Source organism: Mesorhizobium sp. LNHC252B00, from assembly GCF_000502955.1.
Classification (GTDB): domain Bacteria; phylum Pseudomonadota; class Alphaproteobacteria; order Rhizobiales; family Rhizobiaceae; genus Mesorhizobium.
Genome location: NZ_AYWO01000070.1, coordinates 1 through 3,846 on the forward strand (window position 1 = coordinate 1; position 3,846 = coordinate 3,846).

A 3,846-nucleotide genomic window follows, 5' to 3' on the forward strand; every position below is an offset into this window, starting at 1 on the left:
GCCGGCCATTGCAGGGGCGTCGCTAAAGGTGTTCGATCTGATCGAGCATGGTGATGCGCTGCGCGAAAAGCTCTACGCCAACGCCGACCACTTCCGCTCGAAGATGTCGAGGGCCGGCTTCACGCTAGCTGGAGCCGATCATCCGATTGTTCCCCCTGATGTTGGGCGACGCGAGCCTCGCGCAGCACATGGCCGAGAAGATGCTCCGGCGCGGTATCTATGTGATCAGCTTCTCCTTCCCCGTAGTGCCGAACGGTCAGGCGCGCATCCGCACGCAGATGTCTGCCGCGCACTCGAGTGCGGATATCGACCGTGCCGTCGAGGCCTTCACAGAGATAGGCAGGGAATTGGGAGTCATCTGATGTCCAACATGGTTGGAGACCGGAAAGCAGTTGGGGCGGGTCTGATTATTCGGTTTAGAGTAGTGCCCGCGGTCGGGGAAGCATTCAGTGCCCGGTTACGCCAAACCAGCGCCAACAATAAAAGATCGGGTTGAAGTGATGGTCACGAAAGGAAAGCCAGTCGCTAATAGTCGCTTTAGCCAGCAAGTTGCGCACCGCATGAACGTCTACCGATCGATGGTGCATGTATTTCAACGCTCTCTTTCAACAGCACGCAGACGCGACCGGTGTAGGCAACGGAAACATGACTGGATCAAGTGATCTTGGAAACGAAATTCGTCAGGCCGAGTTTCAAGCCTGGTTATGAAGGAGCTTCAGCACGTTCTGGCTCACTACAATGAGGCTGTAAGGGAACGAAGTTCAATCGCGTTGTGCATTGAAGCTGAAGAAACTGCTGTTACCCATTTACTTCCTCCTGCTGACGAATTAGCCGCCTTGGCACGCCTAGCCCGGAAAATTCATGGTGGGTTGGCGGATGTAGTGAATTACGTAGGATTTGGTTGCTTAAGCCGATCCGAACCATTTCACCGAGACCACACCCACCATGAACGATCCTACGCTGCCGCTGGGCGGTTTGTCATCAGTCGGCGGCAAGTCCGTCGTCGCCCGTTTCGACGGCGGCATGCTGTCGTCCAACAGCGGCGTTCTGGCTTTGGCCGAGGTGGAAAAGCGGTTGCGGGTGGCCGAGCGTCTGGCGCGTTGCATCGACGATCCGCGCTGCCCGGACCGGTCGTCCACAGCCTGGCCGACATGATCGGCTTTCGCATGAAGATGATCGCCGCCGGCTACGAGGACGGCAACGACGCCAACCGGCTGCGCTGCGATCCGGTCTTCAAGATGGCCCAGGATGCGCTGCCGTCGGGTCGGGATCTGGCGTCGCAATCGACGCTGTGCCGGCTGGAGAAACCTGCCCGGCGTGCGCGAGCTGGTCGCGATGGGGCGGGCGATGGTCGATCTCTATTGCGCCTCGTTCCGGCAGGTGCCGAAGCGGATCGTACTCGACATTGACGACACCTTCGACGCTGTGCACGGAGGCCAACGGCTTAGCCTGTTCAATGCCCACCATGACGAGTACGGCTTCCGCCGATCGTAGTGTTCGATAAGGTCGCCCGCCTTCGCCCCCGCTTCGTGCTCACGCAGAACCGCGATGATCTGCTCTTCCGTAAACCGCTTTCTCTTCATCAGTCCGTCCTTCAATCGAGGCCCGACTCTAATCTCAGATGGAGGAAATTCTCAGTGGCAGGTCAGAGGATATGGCTTGCGGCCTTTGATCTTCTTGCCGGCATCGTAACCGCAAGGCCCGCCGCTCTCCGTGGTTTTCACGCTTTGGCTGTCGGTCACGCCGGCGCTGGGTGAGGCTTGGCGACCGGCGGCCAGACGCACGCTCATCAGCATCAGGTGATTGATCGTGCTCCAAAGGCCGCAGTCGCGCCAAGCGTAGAAGTAGCGCTGCAGCGTCGACACCGGCGGCAAGTCCCTGGGCAGCATCCGCCACGGCAAGCCACTGCGCAGCATGTAGAACAGTCCATTCATGATCTCCCGACGCGACCATTTCGGCGGGCGCCCAAGTCGTGACCGAGGTGGAATTACCGGATCGAGAACCGCCCACTCCATGTCCGTCAAATCGCTTGAATACCGCAGCCCTTTCCGGGCATGCTTCGCCCGGGTGATATCGGTCCACATGTTGCCTCTCCGTCGATGCTTCGCAACACTGAACCACAAGCCGCTGATATCACCCAACTTCTTTTCGAGTCCGACACACTGAGACATTAACTCAAGGACTTGACATATTTGAGGAATCTTTGGCGGAAACACTAAAACAAGCACGTTCGACAGCAACAGCATCATTGCCGACCTGAATGAGCGCGGCGCCAGGATCGTTATTATCTGACAGCACTCACGTCGTACTTTTCCCCTGCCGCTCGACAAGGAACTCTACAAATGGCGCCACCTGATCGAGAACTTCTTCTGCAAACTCAAGGAATTCAAGCGTATCGCCATGCGAGCCGATAAAACCGATGCGAGCTTCACTGCCTTCATCAATCTCGCAGCCGCCGTCATAAACTCACGCTGAATCTCAACAAGCCTTAGCCCCTCTTTAAAGAGAACCCTTTATACTAGCGCAAAAAAGGACTACCAATATCGAGTAAGCTATTCCTTACAATTCGATAATCCCGAAGCTTATCGCCTTTATAGCAGCGACCGTTCTGCTAGCCGTATCCAGTTTTCGCTGTACATTTTTTATATGGAAATTGACAGTGTTTATCGATATCCCAAGGATCTTTCCTATCTCCCACGACGATTTCCCTCTCGCCGTCCACAGAATACACTCCTTTTCTCTTTGAGAAAGATTAGGCGCCTCATCGACACAACGCGAATTCGCGAACTTCGCGACCGCCAGATGAAATTGAAATGCGGCAAGTTGCAGGTAGGTGATTGTTCTATTGTGGAACTCGCGTTCGTAGGGTTGAGCAAAGCTCATGATCGCAAATCTGCCATCCGGACCGTGCAAGGGAACGCTAATTCCTGACCTTAAGCCGAACGTCGCAGCCTCGTCGAAGATGCGCCGTTCGTCTTGAGTCGTGCTTGCGTCGTTGTACACCTCGCTCCATCGAAAGGCCCCTGCCCGCTTTCGACTTGTCTTAATGATGGGGTCTATCCTGTCATAACCCATGTGTGTATAGCGCTCCAGCCATTCATCAGGATAATTCAGCATGACCGCCGGGTCGCGTCGGACTGGCGTCAACGATTTTCGGTGGGGTGCAAGAGAGCCATAGGCGATCCACGGGCAGTCGAATTTCAGAGCAAAAGCAGACAATAGGTCGAACAGCTGCTCGGTTTGAGCAGCGCCAATCGTCTGGTCGAGAAATCGGCAAAACTCGACCACGAACGCCTCCAAGGCCGCGGTTGGGAAATGCATCGACGTGGCCAGAGCAAACTGCTCTGACACTCTGGTTTCGAGCCTTTGGAGTCGGGGGGCCGCAGTCCCCGGCGGACATTGCATAGTCTCTGCTCCGTCCTCATTTACGCCTACGCCTGATGTTCCCACTGGCGCACAAATCTGCGGTGTCGCGATGCTGGTCTGCGCGCCGTCTCTCGGTGGACTGGCACTGCCAAAGGCCCTATCATATCGACGCAATACACAGAGATATTTTATGTTATAATTTCGTTTCCTATTATTTCATTCAATTATAACTTGGTAATGTGAACTTTATAATTTGCAATTGTTATCCGTACATAGCCTGCGATTTCAGCCCGCCCGGATCTTGAAGACATCTCTATCGAGCGCGGCAGTGACGTCGATCACGGACCATCAACCGATGGTCGTCGGCTTCTCATTCGTGCTGCTGATTGACCTGCGCAAGCAGAGCGTCACTAGCCCGTCTTATTCATGAGGGATCTGGGTTTGTTTGCCGCTGAGCGGCGGACAGGTGGCGGCTCGGCG

1 protein-coding gene and 3 pseudogenes are annotated in these 3,846 nt (G+C 55.6%); 2 read left to right on the forward strand and 2 right to left on the reverse strand.

The features are described 5' to 3' along the window. Nucleotides 1–362: pseudogene (locus X744_RS139895) on the forward strand (aminotransferase class I/II-fold pyridoxal phosphate-dependent enzyme); the annotation flags it as partial. A 583-nt stretch (nt 363–945) separates the two neighbouring features. Continuing rightward, nucleotides 946–1,485 (forward strand): annotated as a pseudogene (locus X744_RS01000000170705) (transposase); the annotation flags it as partial. A 158-nt stretch (nt 1,486–1,643) separates the two neighbouring features. Here the strand turns inward: X744_RS01000000170705 and X744_RS0139105 are convergent. Beyond that, nucleotides 1,644–2,084 (reverse strand): annotated as a pseudogene (locus X744_RS0139105) (IS5 family transposase); the annotation flags it as partial. A gap of 475 nt (nt 2,085–2,559) precedes the next feature. After that, nucleotides 2,560–3,351 (reverse strand): LuxR family transcriptional regulator, encoded by a 792-nt coding sequence (locus tag X744_RS139890; protein WP_245266885.1) that lies wholly within the window; start codon nt 3,349–3,351, stop codon nt 2,560–2,562. Nucleotides 3,352–3,846 lie beyond the last annotated feature (495 nt).